Origin of the sequence: Halobacterium sp. MBLA0001 (assembly GCF_049705385.1) — an archaeon.
In the GTDB taxonomy this organism is placed as follows: Archaea; Halobacteriota; Halobacteria; order Halobacteriales; family Halobacteriaceae; genus Halobacterium; species Halobacterium salinarum.
The window spans coordinates 1,971,536-1,991,507 of the sequence record NZ_JBNAMQ010000007.1; the positions used below are offsets into that span (position 1 = coordinate 1,971,536).

At 64.6% G+C, this 19,972-nt stretch carries 16 protein-coding genes and 1 pseudogene; 8 read left to right on the forward strand and 9 right to left on the reverse strand.

Annotation, left to right across the window (positions count from 1 at the left end; translation table 11 throughout):
- Window positions 1–5: 5 nt before the first annotated feature.
- The gene (locus ACOZ32_RS11640; RefSeq protein ID WP_424335236.1) at window positions 6–815 is read right to left on the reverse strand and encodes an ABC transporter permease; all 810 of its coding nucleotides are present in this window, start codon (window positions 813–815) and stop codon (window positions 6–8) included.
- Window positions 812–1,741: an extracellular solute-binding protein gene (locus ACOZ32_RS11645; RefSeq protein WP_424335237.1), complete on the reverse strand. Its 930-nt coding sequence runs from the start codon at window positions 1,739–1,741 to the stop codon at window positions 812–814. Before ACOZ32_RS11645 ends, ACOZ32_RS11640 begins: the two co-directional genes overlap by 4 nt.
- A 60-nt stretch (window positions 1,742–1,801) precedes the next feature.
- Here ACOZ32_RS11645 and ACOZ32_RS11650 point away from each other — a divergent pair, with 60 nt between their 5' ends.
- Window positions 1,802–2,233 (forward strand): Tfx family DNA-binding protein, encoded by a 432-nt coding sequence (locus ACOZ32_RS11650; protein ID WP_010903164.1) that lies wholly within the window; start codon window positions 1,802–1,804, stop codon window positions 2,231–2,233.
- A gap of 10 nt (window positions 2,234–2,243) precedes the next feature.
- Here the strand turns inward: ACOZ32_RS11650 and gcvPB are convergent, their stop codons facing one another.
- From gcvPB to ACOZ32_RS11675, 5 genes are all read right to left on the reverse strand, one after another.
- A complete protein-coding gene (gene gcvPB / locus ACOZ32_RS11655; RefSeq protein ID WP_205250873.1) occupies window positions 2,244–3,665 on the reverse strand; it encodes an aminomethyl-transferring glycine dehydrogenase subunit GcvPB in 1,422 nt (473 codons plus the stop codon).
- A complete protein-coding gene (gene gcvPA / locus ACOZ32_RS11660; RefSeq protein WP_205250874.1) occupies window positions 3,665–4,990 on the reverse strand; it encodes an aminomethyl-transferring glycine dehydrogenase subunit GcvPA in 1,326 nt (441 codons plus the stop codon). Before gcvPA ends, gcvPB begins: the two co-directional genes overlap by 1 nt.
- A gap of 270 nt (window positions 4,991–5,260) precedes the next feature.
- Entirely contained in the window at window positions 5,261–5,635 is a 375-nt protein-coding gene (gene gcvH / locus ACOZ32_RS11665; protein ID WP_010903167.1) for a glycine cleavage system protein GcvH, read from the reverse strand.
- Window positions 5,632–6,723 carry a glycine cleavage system aminomethyltransferase GcvT gene (gene gcvT, locus ACOZ32_RS11670; protein ID WP_205250875.1) on the reverse strand — a complete coding sequence of 364 codons (1,092 nt, stop codon included), beginning with the start codon at window positions 6,721–6,723 and terminating at the stop codon, window positions 5,632–5,634. Before gcvT ends, gcvH begins: the two co-directional genes overlap by 4 nt.
- 804 nt (window positions 6,724–7,527) lie before the next feature.
- On the reverse strand, window positions 7,528–8,868 hold the full coding sequence (locus tag ACOZ32_RS11675; RefSeq protein WP_179908185.1) for an ISH6 family transposase: 1,341 nt from the start codon (window positions 8,866–8,868) through the stop codon (window positions 7,528–7,530).
- A gap of 124 nt (window positions 8,869–8,992) precedes the next feature.
- On the opposite strand from ACOZ32_RS11675, the gene ACOZ32_RS11680 reads away from it, so the two are divergent.
- Both ACOZ32_RS11680 and ACOZ32_RS11685 read left to right on the forward strand, forming a co-directional pair.
- Window positions 8,993–10,267, forward strand: coding sequence for an IS4-like element ISH8A family transposase (locus ACOZ32_RS11680; protein ID WP_006183907.1), 1,275 nt, complete (start codon window positions 8,993–8,995; stop codon window positions 10,265–10,267).
- A 1,554-nt stretch (window positions 10,268–11,821) separates the two neighbouring features.
- Window positions 11,822–12,997: pseudogene (locus ACOZ32_RS11685) on the forward strand (transposase); the annotation flags it as partial.
- On the opposite strand, the gene ACOZ32_RS11690 reads toward ACOZ32_RS11685, so the two are convergent.
- A complete protein-coding gene (locus ACOZ32_RS11690; RefSeq protein WP_010903169.1) occupies window positions 12,981–13,571 on the reverse strand; it encodes a chemotaxis protein CheC in 591 nt (196 codons plus the stop codon). The pseudogene ACOZ32_RS11685 and the gene ACOZ32_RS11690 sit on opposite strands and share 17 nt — an antisense overlap.
- A 122-nt stretch (window positions 13,572–13,693) precedes the next feature.
- Between ACOZ32_RS11690 and ACOZ32_RS11695 the strand changes: the two genes are divergently transcribed.
- Entirely contained in the window at window positions 13,694–14,152 is a 459-nt protein-coding gene (locus ACOZ32_RS11695) for an NYN domain-containing protein (protein WP_205250877.1), read from the forward strand.
- A 23-nt stretch (window positions 14,153–14,175) separates the two neighbouring features.
- Here the strand turns inward: ACOZ32_RS11695 and ACOZ32_RS11700 are convergent, their stop codons facing one another.
- Window positions 14,176–14,883 (reverse strand): TIGR00266 family protein, encoded by a 708-nt coding sequence (locus ACOZ32_RS11700; RefSeq protein ID WP_205250878.1) that lies wholly within the window; start codon window positions 14,881–14,883, stop codon window positions 14,176–14,178.
- 127 nt (window positions 14,884–15,010) lie between these two features.
- Here ACOZ32_RS11700 and ACOZ32_RS11705 point away from each other — a divergent pair, with 127 nt between their 5' ends.
- The 4 genes from ACOZ32_RS11705 (at window position 15,011) to hmgB (ending at window position 19,971) form a co-directional block, all read left to right on the forward strand.
- The gene (locus tag ACOZ32_RS11705; RefSeq protein ID WP_205250879.1) at window positions 15,011–15,856 is read left to right on the forward strand and encodes a TatD family hydrolase; all 846 of its coding nucleotides are present in this window, start codon (window positions 15,011–15,013) and stop codon (window positions 15,854–15,856) included.
- Between the two features lie 73 nt (window positions 15,857–15,929).
- Window positions 15,930–16,517, forward strand: coding sequence for a DUF2150 family protein (locus tag ACOZ32_RS11710; RefSeq protein ID WP_205250880.1), 588 nt, complete (start codon window positions 15,930–15,932; stop codon window positions 16,515–16,517).
- Window positions 16,518–16,566: 49 nt separating this feature from the next.
- The gene (locus ACOZ32_RS11715) at window positions 16,567–18,564 is read left to right on the forward strand and encodes an Ig-like domain-containing protein (RefSeq protein WP_205250881.1); all 1,998 of its coding nucleotides are present in this window, start codon (window positions 16,567–16,569) and stop codon (window positions 18,562–18,564) included.
- Between the two features lie 69 nt (window positions 18,565–18,633).
- Window positions 18,634–19,971, forward strand: a complete 1,338-nt coding sequence (gene hmgB, locus ACOZ32_RS11720; protein WP_205250882.1) for a hydroxymethylglutaryl-CoA synthase — start codon at window positions 18,634–18,636, stop codon at window positions 19,969–19,971.
- Window position 19,972 lies beyond the last annotated feature (1 nt).

Here is a 19,972-nt window from a genome sequence, read left to right on the forward strand (position 1 = left end):
ACTGCTTACTCGGGGGGCACTGCGGCCGCCTGTTCGCCGAGGCGGTGAACGGCCCCAACGACGAACAGCGTGATCACCAGCAACGCGACCGCCAGCGGAACGACGGCGTCGATGCCGTCGCTGCGGAACGCGACCCAGATGCGGATCGGCACGGTCCGGGGGGTGGTCGCGACCATCATCGTCGCGCCGAACTCGCCGAGTGCGCGCGCGAACGTCAGCACGATCCCGGCGAGGATGGCGGGCCGGGCCAGCGGGATCGACACCGTCCAGAACGTCGCAAGCGGGCCGCGGCCAAGCGACCGGGCGGCGTCCTCGAAGCGCGGGTCGACGCCGTCGAACCCCGAGCGCGCGGCGACCACGAGGAACGGCGCGGCGACGAACGTCTGCGCGAGCACGACACCGATGGGGCTGTTCGTGAGCGGGATGCCGGCCGCGGCGGCCCACGCGCCCAGCGGGGTGAACCGCCCGACGACCGTGAGCAGCATCGTGCCGCCGACCAGCGGCGGCACCACGAGCGGGAGCACGACCAGGCCGTTCACGAGGCGCTTCCCGGGGAAGGTTGCGCGGGCGAGGGTGTACGCCAGCGGCACGCCGAACACGGTCGCCAAGACCGTGGCGGCCGTGGCGGTGGCCAGCGAGGTGCGGATGGCGGCGCGTGCGTCGGGGGTCGTGAGCCGGCTGCCGATGTCGGCAGCGCCGGTGTGCGCGAGGAACGCGACGAACGGCACGACCAGGTACGCCACCAGCACCGCGCCGAGGGCGACGGGCAGCCAGTGGCGTCTGGTGGCTTCGCCGATGGGGGTGCCCGCGGTCATCGCTCAAGCGCGTCGGGGAGCGCGCCCTGATGGGTGGGGAGTGACTCGGGGACCGCCAGCCCGGCCTCACGAACCACGTCGGGATTGGCTGCGAGGAATCGCACGAATGCGCGGCCGCCCGCGGTGTTCGATGCGTCGTTCAGCACGGTCGTCGCGTAGGTGATCGGGCGGCCGTGGATGCGGGTGCCGTCGTCGGTCGTGTAGGTCGCGGACGCGTAGTGGTCGGCGCGCTCCGGGGCGGCGAAGTTGTACGCGTCCGGGAAACCGAGAAACGGGAGGTCGTGGTCGAGGGCCATGTTCTCGTAGACGACCGCGGCGGCGTGGTTGCCGGTTTCGACGTCCGCCAGCAGCTGGGACTCGCTCGGTTTGGTGACCGTTGCGGGGTCGAGGTCCGCGCGCAGGTCCGGCGAGTCGTGAGCGGTGGCGGCGAGCGTGAACGCCATCAGCGTGCGGTACCCCAGCGGGTCGAGTGCGGGGTCGCTGACCGCGATGGTGTCGGGCGCGGCGTCCACGGCGGCCCGCCACCACGGCGTTCCCGCCGCGAGACGGCGGCCAAGCGGCGTCGAGGGCACGTAACAGATGCCCAGGCGGTTGGACGCGAACTCCAGGGCCCAGTCGGCGTGGGCGTCGAACAGCCGCGTTCGCAACAGCGTGGCGTCCGCGCTGATGGCGACATCGGGGTGTTTGGTGCCGTCGCTGATCAACTGCAGCAGGGTCGTCGAGCCGTGGTATTCGGGCCGGAGGGTGTGGTCGGTGGCGTCCTCGAAGGCCGGCCGGATGTGGTCCTCAATGGTGGATGTGAGGCTGCCCGCCGCCAACACGTGGATCGACGCGTTAGCGCCGGTGAGACAGCCCGCAGTGGTTCCGATGATCGCGCCGGCGGTCCCCAGGTACTGCCGCCGCGATACTGGTGCGGTGCCCGTCATGAGCACAACTCGTTCTCATTGACCGATAAGGCTAACTCAACTGGTTTTGTTTGACCGCGTGTGCTCACAGCCGACGACACGGTGTTGACCGAGCGGCAGGTGGAGGTGCTCACGCTCCGCGAGCAGGGGGACACCCAACAGGAGATCGCGGACCGACTCGGCACCACGGACGCGAACATCAGCGCCATCGAGCGCGCCGCCCGCACGAACATCGAGCAGGCGCGCCGGACCCTCCGGCTTGCGGACACACTGCAGGCACCGATCCAGTTCACGGTGCCGGCCGGCGAGCGCTTCGACGCGCTGGTGGAGGCCGTCTACGCGCACGGTGACGAGGCCGACCTGAAGATCGCGCACTGTCGGCCCGAGCTGTATCTCTCGTTGTACGAGACGCTGGGCGACCACACGACGAAAAACCAGCTCGAAGCCCCGATCACGGTGGGGCTGACGGCCGACGGCGATGTGTCAGTGCACGTCGGGGACACACCGCAGTGAGCGCCGCCGGTTAGTCCAGGTCGTGCCAGGACAACCGCGGGTTGCGGGCGGCGGCCGTCTGGTCGATGCGGCGCGCAGTCGTGCGACTGGGCGCGTCCGCGAGCGCCGCGTCGTCGTCGCCGGCGACAGCGTTGAACGCGTCCGCGAGGTCATCGAGCGTGCGTTTGCTCTCGGTCTCGGTTGGCTCGGTCATCAGCGCCTCCGCGACGAGCTCGGGCCACTTCGTCGTCGGCGGATGGACCCCGTAGTCGAGCATGCGCTTGGCGACGTCGGCGGCGTCCTGGTCGCCCGCGCTCGCGACGAACTCGTGGTGGAACGGCCCCAGCGGGATCTCGTAGTCGAGTTGGTCGGCGAGGTAGTTCGCGTTCAGCACGGCCTTCGCGGAGGCGTCGGCGAGCCCGCTGTCCCCCAGGCGGTCGATGTACGCGAACGCCTTCACGAGCACCGGCCAGTTGCCCTGGAACCCGTGGACTTTCCCGATTGATCGCGGGGGCGTGTACAGCTCGTAGTCGCCGCCCGCGGACTGCCTGACGTGTGGGTCCGGGAGGAACCCCGCGAGCTCGTCGGTGACGCCCACAGGCCCCGCCCCCGGCCCGCCGCCGCCGTGGGGGGTGGCGAACGTCTTGTGGACGTTGAAATGCATGATGTCGAAGCCCATGTCGCCGGGGCGTGCGCGCCCCAGCAGGGCGTTCAGGTTCGCGCCGTCGTAGTACAGCAGCCCGCCGGCGTCGTGGACCATCTCCGCGATGGGTTCGATGTCGCGCTCGAACAGCCCCAGCGTGTTCGGGTTCGTCAACATCAACGCGGCGGTGTTCTCCCCGAGCGCGGCTTCGAGCGCGTCGAGATCGACGCGGCCGTCGTCGCCGGACGGCAACTCGATGACGTCGTAGCCGCCGAGCGCGGCCGACGCGAAGTTCGTGCCGTGGGCGGCGTCCGGGACGATGACCTCGTTGCGGTGGCCGTCGTCGGTGGCCTCGTGGTAGGCCTCCGCGATCAGGATGCCGGTGAACTCGCCGGCAGCCCCGGCCGGCGGCTGGAGGGTGACCGCATCCATGCCGCCGATGCGCCCGAGGTAGTCCTGGAGGTCGTGCATGACGGCCAGCGTGCCCTGAAGGGCGGTCTCCGAGCGATCCGGATGAACCGCGGCCGCGGGGAGCGCGGCGGCGTCCTCGGTGAACCGGGGGTTGTACTTCATCGTGCAGGAGCCGAGCGGATAGGGGCCGGAGTCGACGCCGTAGTTCTGCTGGCTCAGCCGGACGTAATGGCGGGCCAGCTCGGGCTCCTCAAGCGACGGCAACTCGACGGTGTCCCGGGTCAGGTCGTCGGGCAGCGAGGAGTCGACCGAGACGGTGGTCTGGTCGTTCTCGCTGAGCAGCGGCTCGTTCGTCTCCCCCTCGGCGGGCGCGTAGCGGGCCTGTTCGTAGTGCTCCATCACTCACTCACCTCCCGGACCGCAGCAACGAACGCGTCGGTCGCGTGCTCGTTGGCGTCCGTAACACACACCTGGATGGTGTGGTCGTCGACGGCGTGGACCCCGAACCCCTCGGCCTCAAGCGCGCTGGCGACGGCGGGCGCGGGTTGTTCGGTGCGGGCCTGGAACTCCCGGATGTGGTGGCGGTCGTCGTGGACCGGCGCCGTCACCCCCGAAACGTCGTCGAGGCGCGCGGCGAGATCACGGGGCAACTCGACCATACGCTCGGCGAGGTCGACGAGCCCGTCGGCACCCAGCCACGCCGCGTGGATCGCGGCCCGGAGCGCGACCCACGCCTGGTTCGTGCAGATGTTCGACGTGGCGCGCTCCTTGCGGATGTGTTGCTCGCGGGTCTGGAGCGTGAGGGTGAACGCCCGCGTGCCGGCGTCGTCCTCGCTGGCACCGACGAGCCGGCCGGGGACCTGCCGGAGGAACTCCTCGCGGGTGGCGAACACGCCCAACCCGGTGCCGTAGCTCGTGGGCATCCCGAGCACGCTGGCGTCGCCGACGACGACGTCCGCGCCCACGTCGACCGGCCGCTGCAGGATCGACATCGCGACCGGGTCCGAGCCCAGGCAGAACAGCGCGTCGTGGCTGTCCGCGAGGTCGCCGACGGCGCACAGCTGCTCCTCGACGGTGCCACACGTCGTCGGGTTCTCGGCGTACACCATCACGACGTCGGCGTCCATCGCCGCCTCGAGTGCGTCGAGATCAACGTTGCCGGCGTCGGTGGCGTACCGTTCGACCACCACGTCCGATCCGCTCGTGTAGTTCCGGAGCACGTCGACGTGGCTGTCCCGGACGAAGCCGGGAACGAGGACGCGGTTGCCGTCGGCGGCGCGCACGCGCTTGGCGAGCAGTGCGGCCTCGGCGAGGGCGGTCGCCGCGTCGTACATCGAGCAGTTCGCAACCCCCAGTCCGGTGAGCTCAACCAGGAGGCTCTGGTACTCGAACAACACCTGGAGGAACCCCTGTGTGATCTCGGGCTGGTACTGGGTGTAGGAGGTGATGAACTCCGAGCGCTGGGAGACGCTGTCCACCAGCGACGGCACGTAGTGTTCGTAGTGGCCGCGCCCGAGGAACTCCGTGAGGTCGTCGTTGTTCGACAGCCGCCGCCTGACACCGCGAAGCGCTGCCTGCTCGGATTTCGTGTCGATGCCGAACTCGCCGTCGAAGCTCACTTCCGGGGGGATGTCGAACAGCTCGTCGACCCTGTCGACGCCGACCGCGTCGAGCATCGCGTCGGTGTCCGCCTCGCTTGGGGACGCGTACGGGCTGCCGCTCATCGTTGGGTCCGTTGCCTCCCGGCCGCGACGCCGACGGTTCCGATGGCTCTCATGAGCCGACGTTACGACCCTGTGGTAAAGATTCCCCCGGTTCCGGAACGTCGCACCCCGCGAAAATATGCAAGTATATGAATACTTGGCTGCGGTGAGAGGCGTCTGTACACAAACACGCGGTGTGGTGGGCTGTTCCGAGGGCGCGCGCCGCCCAGTCTCGTGGCGGCCGGCAGCGGTGCCGACGCGATCACCGCCGGCTGGACTGTGTGCCCGCCGTCACGCGATCTGTGCGCGGTAGTCGTCGGAGTCAAGCGTCGCTTCGAGGTCGTCGCTGTCGAAGTCGATCTCGACCAGCCAGCCGTCGCCGAAGGGGGCCTCGTTGACCAACTCCGGCTCGTTCGTCAGGGCGTCGTTGACCGCCGTCACCTCGCCCGAAACGGGCGCGTACAGGTCCGAAACCGCCTTGATAGACTCGACGACGCCGAGCTCGTCGTGCTGGTCGAGCGCGTCGCCGACGCTCGGCAGCTCCACGAACACGACATCGCCGAGTTCGTCTTGGGCGAACTCGCTGATGCCGACGCGGCCGGTCGCAGGGTCGATCCATTCGTGTGATTCGAGATACTGCAGGTCGTCAGGAACGTCGAAGCTCATTGGTCGAGGAAGGGTGGTGTCGTGATGGTTGCTTGCTTGTCGGTGCCACGGATCCGCACCGCAACAGTCGTGCCGTCGGCGGCGTGCGCGCTGTCGACGTATCCGAGCCCGATGGGCTCGCCCAGGGTGGGACTCATCGTCCCGCTGGTGACGGTTCCGATCTCGTCCCCAGCAGGGGTCGTGACGGCGTAGCCGTGCCGCGGGACGCCACGCTCGTCCAGCGTCAGCCCCACGAACTGCTGTTCGGGGCTGTCCGTATCGGCGAGCGCGTCCCGCCCGACGAACCCCGACTCCGGCGCGACGGCGAAGCCGATGCCCGCCTCGAACGGCGTCCGCGGGTTCTCCTCGGGGTCGAAGTCCTGCCCGGACAGCAGGAAGCCATGCTCCATGCGGAGGGTGTCCCGCGCGCCGAGCCCGCAGGGCTGGCAGTCGTTCGCGATGGCGTCCCAGACCGCGCCCGCGCCGTCGGCCGGGAACACGATCTCGACGCCCGCTTCGCCCGTGTAGCCGGTGTTCGCCATGAGGCACTCGACGCCCGCGACGCCGACGGTCGCGGCCTCGAAGCGTCCGAGGTCGTGGACGCCATCGCCGGCGCGCGCCGCGACCAGGTCGGGCGCGTCCGGCCCCTGGACGGCCACCATCCCGTAGTCCGTGGTGACGTTGTCGACGGACGCGTCGAGGTCGTGGGCGTCCCGGTGGTCGGTCCACCGGTCGAACGCCGCCGCGTCGTGGCCGGCGTTGGGTACGAACAGGAACGCGCCGGGCCAGTCGGCGGGGGTGCGATAGACCACGGTGTCGTCGATCATGATGCCGTCATCGTCGGTGATGGCGGCGTACTGTGCGTCCCCGGGGTCGAGACGCGACACGTCGTTCGTGGTCAGTCGCTGCATCAGTCGTTCGGCGTCCGGCCCGGACACCTCGATCTCGCCCATGTGCGAGACGTCGAAGATGCCCGCGGCCTCCCGAACCGCGGCGTGCTCCGCCTGGATCCCGTCGAAGTCGACGGGCATGTTCCAGCCGCCGAACTCCGTGAAGGAGGCGCCGCGGTCCTCGTGTCGGCCGTGCAGCGGCGACGTTCGAAGACCCATACGTGGCCCGTCGCGTCCCGGGAAGTAAGGCTTTCGTAAACAGGTGTGCTGGTGCGTCCCCCGCGATGGCATAAACCACTGGACGCGATACGAAACGGCGGCGTGTCGGCGTTTTGATTCCGGGCACGCCAACACTAACAAAGCAGTATCTCCCCCGAGAGCCCTTCGCTGGTTTGGAAAGGACCCGGAACCAGAGATTGCTTCTGGATTTGGTGGTGTTGAGGCAGCAAACTCATCTTCAGCAGAGGAAGCAATCCCCACGGACTCTAACGAGGAGTCCACAGCATCGAATCGTTCGACTAGTGTTGGTGGAACCGTTACTGAAAATGCTGAGTCGCCTGGTGGTGAGCAGCCGCCACGAAGGGGAACCTGGAAACGTACTTCTTAGAACACGAAATTCTAGGCCGTGCGCGGGCGCAGACGACCTCTGTCTCACTGATTCATTCGAGACAGTGTGGTTCGAGGAGACCGAACCACTTGCCGACACAGGGATTACTACATCGGAGGTTGCAGAAGCCTTGTGCGTTGAAGATGATTACAACCAGTTTGAACTCGTTACTCGTAATGAAGCGCGGCTTCTGCAATCTGACTCGGGGCAGGTCGGTCAGTGGCCCTCTCGGGCTGCGCTAATAGCAGATATTGCCGGTAGTCGTGCTCTTCGTTCCCGGGTTTCGGACTGGGGAGCATACGATACCCAAGAAAGGGGTCAAATCCTCAATGGTCTCCGAATGTTTCTTGAGACGTGCCCCACCACAGGTGGAGGTACTCAGGTGGATTAGGAGGTTGGTCGCGTCGCAAAGCGGTCTAGAGTTTGCCTCTGGTGCTCTCAATTGAGAGGTCACAGCTCATTGCTGTTTTGGTCGATCGCTGGAGCAGTTCGTCGAGGAACGACTGGTAGTGCTCTGGATCGGCGTACTTCACCAGCCGAAGCTGGAGTATCGCCTCTAACCCCTCCGTTGTCCAGCGCATCCACTGGTTCTTGCACCGCTTGCTGACTTCGCCCATCAGCCGTTCGACGGGGTTCGAGGTCCACGGCACCTCGAACCCCTCGACAGCCTGCTCGGCAAACGTCACGATCGACGGCAGCCACCGCTGTAGATACCCCGCAGCTTTCTCTGACCCGAACTGATCCAACTGCCACGCTGTCTTCTCGATACGCTCGGTCGTTCGCGCGATCCGCTCGCGGATCGCCGCGAACTCCTCGTTTGGACGGTGCTTGGCGACCGAATTCTTCAGATGGAACACCTCGTCGATCACCTCCGAGACGATCTCGTTCCGCCGATCCAAGGAGAACACGCCGTCGTCCCAGAGGTTGTAGTCCAGCGTTCGGCCGACGTGGACGAGATCAAGTTGATGATTACGGTTTTCGTCGGTAAATGCCGTGACGATACCCTCATCAGCGTCACTGACGACCGTCGCGTCGTCAGTGACTGCGTCCATGTCATCGAGTTTGGCGGCTGTCTCGTCCCAGTCAGCGTTGATCGAGAGATCCAGCAGAGAGCGTGATTCCTTGGCAGTATCTTCGCCGAGCGTGGCCTGGACGGAGTGGTACGCGCGGTCGTCGTCTTGGCTGTGACACTTCGTGCCGTCAGGAATAACGGCGTCAGCGTCTGTGTCAGCGACACAGTCTGGAAGGAACTGCTTGAGCTTGTTGCCGTACTCTTTGGCGCGACGATTGATGGTGGTCGGCGACGGCATCTTCGAGAGGATGCCGTCGCCGTGGTCAGCAGCGTCACGATAGCTGACCGAAGTAGCGAGATCGACGCTCTTGGCGGCGATGTCCTGCTGATAGCGGTTTTGCCCGTCGAAGCTGAGAACATCTTCGACGGGCCGGAAGTAGCTGGATTCGTCGTGGTCAGCGGCGGTGTCTTCGACGTAGTGAAGGTCGAATTCGTGCTCACCGGCGGTTGTGACGGCTGTGCGGGTGTCAGTACCGGCGCGTTGGAATCGCTGATCACCATTGCCGTGAGCGTGTTTCTCACCACAGAGCGCCTCGACGCGGCTCGCGTCGAGGCTCTCGACCATCGATTCGAGCAGTACAGATTCGACGTTCTGCTCGGTAACGAATTCGGCAAGCGTGGCGAGCGGTACCGTTTTGTCCTCGTCGATGCTAATCGTGAACCGCACGTCGATTGTGGCGTGCATGGGACACCTCCATCCGTCTTTAGTTAAGCGAGAAACCGCGTGATAGCGGCGGCTTATCGAGGCACCTTTCGGAAGGAATGAGGAAGTCCAGTCTGTGCACGACAAGGACTCCTCATCTCGGATTATGCGTCGGCTCACTACACTGTTTCCCTCTGAGTTCCTTGAAGAGCACGCCGAGGAACTCGGCGTGGTCGAACGTGACCGCAAGCTCCAGATCCCTGCCTTCGTTTGGGCATTCGTGTTCGGCTTCGCCGCAGGCGAAAGCCGAACACTCGCCGGGTTTAGACGCTGTTACAACTCGACTGCCGATGAGACGATCTCTCCGGGTGGATTCTATCAGCGGTTGACACCGACGCTTGCGGAGTATCTCCGCGACCTCGTTGAGCATGGTCTCGACGAGGTCGCTGTTCCTAACGCTGTTGACGCTGATATCGACCGATTTAGAGACGTGATGATCGCTGATGGAACGGTGTTGCGGTTACACGAATTTCTCTCAGATCAGTTCGAAGCCCGCCACGAGGAGCAGGCTGGAGCGAAGCTCCACCTGCTCCACAATGCCACAGAGCAGACGATTGAACGGCTCGATACTGCTAACGAGAAAACGCACGACAGCACCTTGTTCAAAACAGGGCCGTGGCTTGAGAATCGCCTCGTGTTGTTCGATCTCGCCTACTTCAAGTACCGCCGGTTTGCGCTGATCGACGAAAACGACGGCTACTTCGTGAGTCGGCTGAAGCAGAACGCGAATCCGCTGATTACGAGGGAGTTACGGGAATGGCGCGGTCGCGCCATTCCCTTAGAGGGCAAGCAGCTCCGAGCTGTTCTCGACGATCTCGATCGGAAGTACATCGATGTAGAAGTCGAAGTCGAATTCAAACGAGGGCCGTACAATGGGACGCGGTCACTAGATACGAAGCGATTTCGCGTCGTCGGCGTCCGCGACGAGGACGCCGACGACTACCACCTGTACATGACGAATTTAGCGAGGAAGGAGTTCTTTCCGGCGGATTTAGCGGAGATCTACCGCTGTCGGTGGGAAGTTGAGTTGCTGTTCCGGGAGCTGAAGACGCAGTACGAATTGGACGAGTTCGACACGAGTGACGAACACGTGGTGAGGATCTTATTGTACGCAGCGCTGCTGTCGCTGCTTGTAAGCCGCGATCTGTTGGATCTAGTCACTGAGCAGGCGGATGATGAGCTTGTGTTTCCGACAGAGCGCTGGGCGGCGACCTTCCGGTCGCACGCCCAGCTCATTCTCCACGAACTCGGTGAGTTCCTCGGCTATTCACCACCGCCGCTGCTCGACCGGCTGATCGAAGACGCTCAGAAGATCCACAAGCAACGACCAATCTTACAAGAGACGCTCGCTACCACTACACAACCGAGGTGTGAGGCTTAACTAAAGACGGATGGGGACACCTCTTGGGTGGACACCAGAGGCGTCCCGTTCCTCACGGGAGCCAGTTGCTACTGAACTCTAGAGGACTTTGCGACACGACCAATAATTGGAACTAGGTCTGTTACTAGTGCACAGGTTCTCAATCAAGTAGAACAGGTGACTAAGGACCCACAAGACACTGTTGAGTTCACGGAATTGGATGAGGGTAGCACAGACTCTGAAACCAAAAAATCGAAGATCTCCAATGAGGAAACTAAGGTGACAATTATCTCTGACAGTGAAATCTATGTTGGGAATGCTGATAACCCAAGACAAATCACTCAGTCATCCCCGAAACTTACCACTCAAGGATGCGATGAAGAACTAGTCGCATGTGGGGCAAGTTTGTTCACTGCTGCCCCAACTTGTGCAGTCATTGCTGCTGGGTGTAGTGCAACAGGCGTGACTGCTGTTCCTTGTGCTATTGCCGTTATAAATACCTGCCTGCCTGGGGTTGCCGTGTCGCTTCCAGCATGCACTGGAATTGATGCCTGCCTGTAGGCATTTCAATAAATAAAGAATGTATTTCAACCGATACAACGACACTATCTAGTTCGGCACCTCCTCAATTTGCGTCTTTCTATAGAGAGCTTGATGCGGCCGCAAGCGGTTAAAGTACTACCAGTGGTACTCATTTTCCACGCACCTGTTGCATTTCCTTGGCTGGCCACGGCCCTTCACTTCGAATTAACTAGCGCTGAAACCAAGCTTCAAGTGATGATATTGTCGCTGAGGCGAGCCTGTTTGACGGCGGCATCCAATCGCTACAGCGTCTCCGTAACGGTAAGCCCGGCGGTCTCGCGGCCGCCTAAATAATACGTGAGCTCGTTGTTGAGCGTCACCCAGTAATTGAAGAAACACCTGGCAGTCCCCATGTAGAACACACGGACCGACCGAGCACTTTCTTCGCGTACTTATGAGCCTACAAACCACAGGTTCGGTGTTTGGATTTCTACAAACCACCAACAGACTAACATTCCCCCTGGGTTGCTGTGAACGGATCAGCCAACGGAACCTACGTCGCAAGCAAGGAAAACTCGAATACTACCAACGGCAGTTTCCCCAGAGGATTCGCACCAAAGTGCAGAGGAGCACAGAACTCTGCATACGCATGGAGATACGTAGACGGAAACTGGAAATGTAGCTACCCGACAGCGGGACAAGGAGAGATAACAGTCAACTTCTTCCAGACACCGCCAACCGATGGATCAACCCACGCAGAATTCCAGATCAACTGGAGCGAACTCAAGGACTGGTCTGCAGCATACCCAACACAACCGGAAGGAGCACCAATCGACGCAGAAAAATCAGCCTACCCCGTCAACGTAACAGCACAGTGCTGGATAGGTGAAGAAGACAACAGGCCAACCGACCTATCCAAAGTCGCCAACATCACACGTTCAGTACAGAACCAGAAACACCTACAGATAGCAACCGAACTACCACTGAGAAACGGAGTCTACGGGAACAAATACGCCTGCATCTTCAGCTTCAAACAAAAAATGCGGGGCGATTACGTTCGACACGAAGCGTGCTGCCCACAAGACCTACTCCGACGAGGCAATCTTGGGTATGTTCGCGAGTATCTGCGCGACCAAGGGAAGTGCTCATTCGGAAGCCGAGTACGGCTGGCTCACCGACGACGACCTCGTCTGTGATGACTCGACATTCCTGCGAGCAATCAAGAAGATCGCGCCACGCCAGAGGGGTCAGATGGCCAGCTCACGTTCGCTGATTTCGACGACGACGATGCGATGCCCGAAATCGACCAGATTCGGGATGCGATTATGACATCGTTCAATGCTGCCACGGAGAACATCATCAACTCGATTCGTGGCGACGATCCATTCAACGCTCGGGAGACCGTTACGGCCATCGACATCACCACGAGCAGTTCCACGTCTGGCCGTGGGAAGACAAGGAAGCGGGAGTTACGAAGCCAGACCATCCAAGATGGTGAGTGGGTACAAGAAGGACGGCGAGTACAAACGCGGCTACAAGTACGCCACCATCACACTGGTGGGCGACCACGCACCAATCGTCCTCGGGATTGAGCCAGTCAAGGAGAACTCTACATGGGAGGGTGATGATGGAGCGTCATACTCGAAAGCTGACTTAGTGAGCCGATTGCTCGACCGAGCCGAGCAGTTCATCGACCTGGACATGGCGCTGTTCGACCGTAGATTCTACGCGAATCGCGTGTACGTAGATGTCGACGAGCGTGGGCTCACCTACCTATCGCCAGTCCCGCGATACGAAGACGAGTTAGCGGCGATTCAGAATGTTCAGGAGCATCCGACGGCGGATAAAGCCGTCAAACACGATGTTCCGCTGGGGATTAATGGCGAGATTCACCATGAGGCGGAGTTCCTGTATGCGCCGAGTGCACCCGATGATGCTGGTGGGAAGTACGCGGTGTTCGTGACCAACAAGGACCGTGTAGGGCTTGGAAAGGTTGCGAGCGTGGTGAACGGCTACAGCCGGCGCTGGGACATCGAGAACCAGTACAAGTCCATCAAAGATTTCCTGCCGAAGACGTCGTCGACGGACTACCGGCTTCGGCTGTGTAATTTTGCGCTGTCGACGCTGATCTATAATCTGTGGCGACTCACAGACTATCTGATTAAGGTCGCGCTCGATAAATCGGTTCGAGCGCCGCCCGCTGTGGCGGTGGCTACGAGAGGTCGTTGAGCAGCGACGCGAACTCGTCGGCGGACGGGATCAGGTAGAACGTCACTGGAGTCTCGGTGAGCGCCGGGAGCTCCACCCCGAGGTTGACCATGATCAAAAGCGGCTGCTCGGTGCCGGACGGGCGGAGGGTGTCGGCGATCACCGGCCCGGAGTCGTGGTATACAGTCGGGGGTCCGTGGATGATCTCGATCCCCAGGGAGTTCGCGATCCCGTCGAGGAACCCCGACGCCAGGATGTTCATCAGCTCTTTGAGCGCGCTCTCCTGCATGTTCGAGAGGGTCCCGGCGATCTCCGTGCCGGTCATCTGTTCGGCGAGTGCCGCACCGCCCGTGTCACCGAGGTTCAGGCAGAACACGCCGTGCGGGCGGGATTCGAGGGGGACCGAGGCGGCGTACGTTTGGGCTGTGCCGAGGTGTTGCCCGAGGTCTTCGGGTGCGAGAAAGGTCAGCCCAGTGACCGAGACGGCGGCCTCAACACCGGCCAGTTGTTCGATGTGTCCGCGAACGGTCGCCGCGCTTGCGTCCGCCAGCTCGTTGATGTCACGGAACGCACGCAGCTCGATCGTGGCACTCATACGCACGCAACTTGGCGATGCCGAAACTTATATTGCCGGTTGCCGCCAGCGGCGGTCCGACACCGAACGGGAGAGCGGGGTCGTTCCGGCACGCTCTTGGCCGGGGACCGCCCAGCGGGCGTATGGACCGACTGCGGGAGCTGCGTGCGGATCGTGAAACGCCCGGCGGGGTGGCGCTGTTCGTCGACGGCCCGAACGTGTTGCGCGACGAGTTCGACGTGGACTTAGACGACGTCCGGGAGATCGCCGGCGAAGTCGGCCCGCTGGCCGTGACGCGGCTCTACCTCGACGAGCACGCGACGCCGTCGCTCATCCAGGCCGGGGAAGCCCGAGGGTACGACGTGCGCGTGACCAGCGGCGACGTGGACGTGAAACTCGCGGTGGACGCGACGGAGCTGGTGCTCGACGACGGCGTGGACGTGCTGGCCGTTGCCTCCCGGGACACCGACTTCAAACCGGTCTTCGAGCAGGCCGAGCGCCGCGGGGTGCGCACGCTCGCCATCGCCCCGGGCGAGCACGGCCGGTCGGACGCCCTCCGAAACGCGGCGACGGACGCAGTCGTGCTCGGCGACGACGCGTAGGCGGGCGCACAGGCGTCGCCGGCTCAGATGTCGATGTCGATGCCGCCGTCGGAGTCGTGCTCGGCCATGGGGAGCGCGCCGGCGATGATGCTCGTGAACGCGTCGAGGCCGCGGGTCTGGTACCAGACGGAGCCGCCGCCGGTGAACTCCATCACGAGCCCTTCCCCGCTGAGCAGCGTCGACTTCAGGCCGCCGACGCGGCGGGCGTCGAAGTCCACGGACTCCTCCCAGGCGACGACGTGTTCGTTGTCTACGACGTAGGACTCGCCGGGGTCGAGATCAACCCGCTCGATGCCGCCGAACGCCTCAAGGAACACCGTGCCGGTGCCCGAGAGCGCCAGCGGTGTGATGCTCGCGCCCGCGAGCAGCGACTTCAGGCCGCCGAACTCGGAGGCCACGTCGAGGCTGGGGTCGGACGCGAGGAACGCACCGTCGACAGCGTACAGCGTTTCACCGTCGAGGTCGTGCTGCGCGATGTCGCCGGGTTTCGGCGGTGCGAGTGTGACCCGGCCGGCCTCGTGGTCGGCGGCGAACTCGTTGGCGAACGCCGACTCGCCGCCGAGCATGGACTTCGCGGAACTGAGGAGGCCGTCACGGGTGGTCGACGTGTCGATGCTGACGCCCGCGGAGTGGCTCACCATCGCCCCGGGTTCAGCGAGGATGGATTCGCCGGGGTCGAGGTCGACGACGAGGTGCGCGTACGACGGACGGTGGGTGATGTCGACGTGCATACTGGGAGTCCACCTCGACGTTCCAGGGCATCGGGGTTAAGCGTTGGCCGCGGCCTCACAGCGTGCAACGGCCCGGCGACGACCCGGGACGGACAGCCTTTCGGGGGGCAGGCGCGAACCGCCGTGCATGAGCGAGTTCGACCGGCCGGTGCTCGACGACCACCTCCATCTCGACGCCGAGAACCAGGGGCTCGACGCGGTCCGTGACTTCGCGCGGGCCGGCGGCACGCACCTGCTCGTCGTGAACAAACCCTCCTGGCACCTCGGCGTCGAGCCCGACACCGGCGCGGACTTCCGGCCGGTGTTCGAGGAGACAGCGCGCCTCGTCGAGGCGGCCCGCGAGATCCTGGACGGGGAGGCGTGGCCGGTGCTCGGCGTGCATCCCGGGCTGGTCTCCCGGCTGGTCGAGGAGCGAGGGTTCTCTCCGGGGGACGCCCGGGACCTCATGTGTGCGGGCATCGACGCGGCCGCCGCGGTCGCCAGCGAGGGGCGGGCGGTCGCGCTGAAGTCGGGGCGCCCACACTACGACGTCAGCAGCGCCGTCTGGGAGGCGTCGAACGCGGTGATCCGACACGCCTGCGAGCGCGCGGCGGACGTGGGCGTCTCGCTGCAGTTGCACACCGAGTCCACCGACGACCTGACCGCGGTCGGCGAGTGGGCTTCGGCGGCCGGGCTCGCATCCGAGGCGGTCGTGAAACACTACGCGAGTGGCCGGCTGTCGGGCTGCACGCCCAGCGTGATGTGCGACAAGGAGTACCTCCAGGACGCCGTTGGGTCGGGCGAGCGGTTCTTGATGGAGACGGATTTCATCGACGACGCCGACCGGCCGGGCGCGGTGATGGGGCCGAAGACGGTGCCGCGGCGCGTGCGGTGGCTCCTCGAATCCGGCCACGAGGACGCCGTTCGGCGCGCGCACGTCGAAACACCGGCGGCGGTCTACGGCATCGACACCGAGGCCACCCTAGATGGGTGACTGGGGCGTGTGAGCACACGCTGGCTGCGCGGTGAAGGAAAGGCCTTTGTCTCGCGCGGCCACCCGTTCGGGTATGAGTGCCCCCGAAGAGGAGTTCTACTCCGAAGAACGCTGGCAGAACTGGCTGGATCGGCTCCGCGAGGAGGAGCTGGATCCCGAAGACGAGGATTCCGCGCGGCTGTTGTTGAACCTCCAGGACGACGTGGCGATCGCCGCCGCGAAGATCCTGAACGCGTACGACAGCGAGGCCGTCGGCGAGTCCGAAGCGGTGGACGAGCTCGCGGACATCCGGGACGTCGTGCTCGCGGAGCCCGCGTTCGACGACGAGGACAAGCTGATGTTGGTCGATGGCGTCCAGACGAGTCTGGTCGCGGTGTTCTACAGCGCCGAGCAGTACGTCGCGGACGGTGTCGCCGACGACGCGCCGGTCATGGAGTACGTGCGGGCGGCCGTCGAGGCGGAAGCCGAGGAGGACCTCGACCGCGCGCTCGGACTGGTGGCCGCCGGCGGGACGCGCGTCATCGACGGTGACGAACTCGACATGGCGGTGCTGGAGGAGGTCGAGTACGGGCTGGTCACCGAGTGGGTGAACGGCCTCGACAGCCTGCAGAGCGCGCTCTCGGACCCCGAAGTCATCGAGGACGAGGAGAGCGGGGAGTGAGCGAGTAGCCGCCGCGTTTATATCCGTCGCTGTCCGATGTCGTCGAACAGTGCGATTCAGGGACGACACGCGTGGGGTGACGGTGCAAGTGGGGGCTGTGTTGCTGTTCGCCACCATCATTATCGCGCTTGCGGTCTATCAGGCGACGGTCGTCCCAGCGCAGAACGCGGACGTGGAGTACAAACACAGCCAGCAGGTCCAGGACGACCTCGTGCAGTTGCGGAACTCCGTGTTGGGGACCGCGTCCGCTGGCGACGCGCGCCCGGTGTCGGTCACGCTGGGGACGACGTATCCGTCCCGCGTGTTCAGCATCAACCCGCCGTCGCCGGCGGGGCGGCTGGCGACCGAGACGTACGCCGACGGCACCATCCGCGTGTCGAACGTCGCGGCGACGAACGCCGAAACCCGGGATTACCTGAACGGAACGTGGACCGCGACGACCAAGTACATCTCGTACACGCCGGGGTACAACGAGTTCCAGACGGCACCGACGACGCGGTACACGGCGACGCTGCTTGCTGATTACTACGCCGACGAGGGGTCGTCGGTGTTGCAGACCGATCAGGTGTTGGTTCGCGGGGACACGATCACGCTGGTGTCGGTGGCTGGGTCGTTGGACACCGCGCAGGCCGGGGCGGTGGCTGTCAGCCCGGCGGCCGTGAGCGCGCCCCACAAGCGCGTGCAGGTGGAGCCGAAAGACGCTGCCCAGCCGGTGACGGTATCGGTGCCAACGACGGTGTCAGCGGCGACGCTGCGGTCCCAGACCGGGCTCGGGGGGCGTGACGGCGTGTCGGTTGTGGACGCCGGGCCGAACCGGGTGAACATCACGCTCGAAACCGGCGGGCCGTACACGCTGCAGACCGCGCGCGTCGGGGTTGGCGAGACGCCGCCCAGTCCGGGGCCGCGGTATTTGACCCTGGTGGGCAACGACAGCGACCAGGTCACCGTGGCCGCGCGGGACGCGTTCAACAACCCGGTCGCGGGGGCGTCGGTGGTGAGTCGGTCCGAGCGGGTGACCAAGGCCGTGCAGACGACCGGCGAGGACGGGCGCGCGACGTTTGCGTTGCGGGACGACGGCCGACCGGTGACGGGAGGCGGCGAGCGGGTCAGCTTCGAGCTGGTGAACGCCTCGGGGACGACCGCCGAGCGGTTCGTGAACGTGACCGTCGACCAGGAGACGATCGTCTCCGGCGACGGCGGGGGGGATCTGGTTCGCGTCGGCGGGTCGACCGTCTTTGATATGAACGACGACGGGGTGACCGGTGGATTCAATTTCACGGTGCGAAACGAGTTCAGCGACGCGGTGACGATCACCGACGTGTCCGTGCTGCCCGAGGACGGGTCGATCGACTTGCTCTCCGACGATGTCCGATCAGAGGGCCGGCGGGCGAGTGAGCTGTACGTCGAGGCCGAGGACGGGAATCAGACGTTTGTCGATGTACCGACGAGAGGCGAGCAGTACGCGTACCTGGGACCGCGAGGTATGACGCTGTCGACGGAGCGAACGCGTACGGAGCGAACCAAACCAGGCCAGGGTCGGCGTTCGAGCACGGTCGTCGGGGGCCCAGTCGACGTGTCACCAGGGGAGGAGGCGACCGTCGAAATCGGGGAGTTCTACCGATTGAACAACAACAACGACGACCGCAACCGCAACGCCGTCGACATCACTGATGAAGACGTTCGCGTGCTGGTGAGCTACCGGCGCGGCTCGACGAGCGGAAGCAGGGAGTTCGCGGTGACGGCGGGCGGGAGCAGTGGGTCGTCGGGGCGGAACTTCCCCGAGGTGGCGATCACTGAAGTGACTGACAGTGGGTTCCGGAAGATTGACGTGTCGTATGCCGCGAACGCGAACGGGGACGGGGACTTGTCGACGGTGACCGTGACCGTGGACCCGTTTCTCGGACCGACCCGCAGTGAGCCCGTATCGGTGTCCGGAGAAACCGACACTGGGACGTTCACCGTCCGGACCTTTGGCTCACAGACAGTCACAGTGACAGTGACGGACACAGACGGGAACACGGCGAGTGATACGGTCCTCGTGCTCTGACACCAGGGTTCGACTATCGTCGAACAAGCCATCGACAAACCCATAAGGTATTCTCGAGTACGCCCGCTCATGACAAGCGTCGGCATCGACGCCATCGAGATCCACACGGGGAAGCTGAAACTCGACCTCGCGGAGACGTTCGCCCCCGAGATGGGCGACGATCCCGAGAAATACACGAAGGGCCTGGGGCTGCACGCGTCGTCGTTCCCGGACGCCTACGAGGACATCGTGACCATGGGCGCGAACGCCGCGCACCGACTGCTGGAGCGCAAGGGCCTCGGACCCGCCGACGTCGGCCGCATCGACGTGGCCACGGAGTCCGCGTTCGACAACTCCAAGCCGGTGTCGACGTACATCGCGGGCTGCCTCGAACAGGTGTACGACGGCGACTTCCATCACGCCAACAAGGGCGAGCGCAAGTTCGCGTGCATCGCTGGCACCCAGAGCCTCGACGACGCCGTGAACTGGATCCTCGCCGGGCGCAACCGCGGCCGGGGCGCGCTCGTCATCGCCACCGACACCGCGCTGTACGCCCGGGACTCCTCGGGCGAAGCCACGCAGGGCGCGGGCGCGGTCGCGATGTGGATCACCGAGGACCCCGACATCGTGGAGCTGTCGACCGAGCAGGGCTACGGCTCCGCCGACGAAACCGACTTCCTGAAGCCCAACCAGCAGTTCCCGAGCGTCGACGGCAAGCGCTCGATGCAGGTCTACCTCGCGCGGATGCGCGAAGCGCTCCAGGATTTCGAACGCGCGACGGGCGCGTCACACCCCGACGACTACGCGTTCATCCCGTTCCACACGCCGTTCCCGGGGATGGTGCGGAAGGCCGCCGTCCTGGGCTACCGCCACATGATCCGTGGCACCGACATCGAGGAGGAACTCGCCGCCGACATCGGCCGCCAGCCCCGCCGCGAGCGCTTCGACTCCGACGACGCCTTCGAGGACGCGATCAGCGAGTACGTCGACGGGCTCACTGACACCGACGCCTACCGCGAGTGGTACGACGCGGCCATCCAGCCGACGCTGTCGATCTCCAGCCAGGTCGGAAACTGGTACACCGGCTCCGTGCATCTCGCGCGGTTCAGCGCGCTCAAACACGCCGCCGAGAACGGCATCGACCTCGCGGGCAAGCGCCTCCTGGTGGCGTCGTATGGCTCCGGCGCACAAGCCGAGATCCACAGCGAGACCGTCCAGGACGGCTTCACCGAGGCCGTCGCGGCGTCGACGATCGACGAGCAGATCGAGCAGCGCTACGACATCAGCTTCGACGAATACGAGCAGGTCCACGACCGCCACAACCACGAGAAAAGCGTGGAGCTTGAGCCGTTCACGCAGCCCGACGCCGAGTTCGTCTTCGACGGCTGGGGGCCGATGAACGAGCGCAAGTACACGTACGTCGAGTGAG

Coding starts and splice junctions, on each gene's coding strand:
- ACOZ32_RS11675 (WP_179908185.1), bottom strand. CDS start 8,868: ATGCACGCCACAATCGACGTGCGGTTCACGATTAGCATCGACGAGGAC.
- ACOZ32_RS11690 (WP_010903169.1), bottom strand. CDS start 13,571: ATGAGTGCCACGATCGAGCTGCGTGCGTTCCGTGACATCAACGAGCTG.
- ACOZ32_RS11705 (WP_205250879.1), top strand. CDS start 15,011: ATGAGCGAGTTCGACCGGCCGGTGCTCGACGACCACCTCCATCTCGAC.
- ACOZ32_RS11680 (WP_006183907.1), top strand. CDS start 8,993: ATGCGTCGGCTCACTACACTGTTTCCCTCTGAGTTCCTTGAAGAGCAC.
- hmgB (WP_205250882.1), top strand. CDS start 18,634: ATGACAAGCGTCGGCATCGACGCCATCGAGATCCACACGGGGAAGCTG.
- ACOZ32_RS11645 (WP_424335237.1), bottom strand. CDS start 1,741: ATGACGGGCACCGCACCAGTATCGCGGCGGCAGTACCTGGGGACCGCC.
- ACOZ32_RS11710 (WP_205250880.1), top strand. CDS start 15,930: ATGAGTGCCCCCGAAGAGGAGTTCTACTCCGAAGAACGCTGGCAGAAC.
- ACOZ32_RS11700 (WP_205250878.1), bottom strand. CDS start 14,883: ATGCACGTCGACATCACCCACCGTCCGTCGTACGCGCACCTCGTCGTC.
- ACOZ32_RS11695 (WP_205250877.1), top strand. CDS start 13,694: ATGGACCGACTGCGGGAGCTGCGTGCGGATCGTGAAACGCCCGGCGGG.
- gcvPB (WP_205250873.1), bottom strand. CDS start 3,665: ATGGAGCACTACGAACAGGCCCGCTACGCGCCCGCCGAGGGGGAGACG.
- ACOZ32_RS11640 (WP_424335236.1), bottom strand. CDS start 815: ATGACCGCGGGCACCCCCATCGGCGAAGCCACCAGACGCCACTGGCTG.
- gcvT (WP_205250875.1), bottom strand. CDS start 6,723: ATGGGTCTTCGAACGTCGCCGCTGCACGGCCGACACGAGGACCGCGGC.
- gcvH (WP_010903167.1), bottom strand. CDS start 5,635: ATGAGCTTCGACGTTCCTGACGACCTGCAGTATCTCGAATCACACGAA.
- gcvPA (WP_205250874.1), bottom strand. CDS start 4,990: ATGAGCGGCAGCCCGTACGCGTCCCCAAGCGAGGCGGACACCGACGCG.